Origin of the sequence: Geobacillus sp. Manikaran-105 (assembly GCF_002809955.1) — a bacterium.
Lineage (GTDB): Bacteria > Bacillota > Bacilli > Bacillales > Anoxybacillaceae > Geobacillus > Geobacillus thermophilus.
Window position 1 is genome coordinate 1 of sequence record NZ_PIJG01000136.1, and the last position, 1,129, is coordinate 1,129.

The 1,129-nt window shown below is 50.5% G+C and carries 2 pseudogenes; both read right to left on the minus strand.

Annotation, left to right across the window (positions count from 1 at the left end):
* Nucleotides 1–97, minus strand: a pseudogene (locus CV945_RS16945) (AAA family ATPase); the annotation flags it as partial.
* A pseudogene (locus tag CV945_RS16950) lies at nucleotides 90–966 on the minus strand (transposase); the annotation flags it as partial. The pseudogenes CV945_RS16945 and CV945_RS16950, both read right to left, overlap by 8 nt.
* Nucleotides 967–1,129 lie beyond the last annotated feature (163 nt).

The window sequence follows — 1,129 nt, forward strand, 5'->3', positions numbered from 1 at the left end:
GCAGCGCTTCTTGAAACGCCGCCCCTTGATACGCCTCGGACGGGTCGGTTTCTTTCGCAAACGGCTCCCGCGAGAGGGAATAAAACGTTTTATACATCCCGTTCGCCCTCCTTCGCCGAAATCGCCGCAAACGGCGACCGGTGGCGCTTGACATAGGCGTTATCTTCCAAACGCACCCGAACGGCCTCCGCCACCCGTTTGCCATCTTCGTACACATAGACGCCTCGTTCGTCATAGCGGAGCTCAATCGATTATCCAATGAACCGAGGCGGCACCTCGTATAGCTGTTTATTCAGAGTGACCGTGCCATCGGCTTTCACCTTGCGGTGCTCCCGTTTCAGAAAAATCGCATCCAGCCAATCGATGTCTTCGATCCACACCACTTGTTCCACCTGAGACTGAAACACCTCATGCGGCGTTTTCCCATCCAGCGAGGCGTGCGGTTTTCGATGATACTCTTCTTCAAGCCACTTCCCAAAACGCTCGTTCAACTCGTCAAGCGACTTCGGCGGATTCAGCTCCAACAGCGGATAAAATCGTGTCTGTACGGTGCGGAAGAACCGTTCGATTTTTCCCTTGCTTTGCGGGTCATACGGCTGAGTGTGGATGAGCGTAATCCCCATCTCGGCGCACGCATACTGCAGCACCTCGGATCGATAAATTTTCCCGTTGTCCGAGTAAATGCGCTTCGGCTTCCCGCAACGAAGCACCGCTTCCTTTGTGACGATCCGCAGCCCGTCAAACTTCTCCGAAGGGAAACTATACGTACGGCACCAACCGCGAGCAGTCATCGATATAGGCGATCAAGAACGTTTTCTGGGCTTTCCCATTGACTCGAATCGTTGGTCCATGGGATAAGTCCCCTTGCCAAAGCTCATTGATCTGGTCATACGCAAATCGTTTTCGCTCCGGCATGGGCAAAATTTCTTTTCCGACAAGGTTGTGTTTTTTCAATAATCGGTATATACCCGTGGTGCTAGATAAAATGAGATAAGTATAAAAATAGCCCTTGCATGAAGGATCTCCTTTAAAATGAAAGTGCTACCAAACATTCAAAAGGAGAGTTCACATGCAAGAGCACTTTCATTTTACAACAGACGAAGCGAAAATTCAAAAACAATATGCAGCG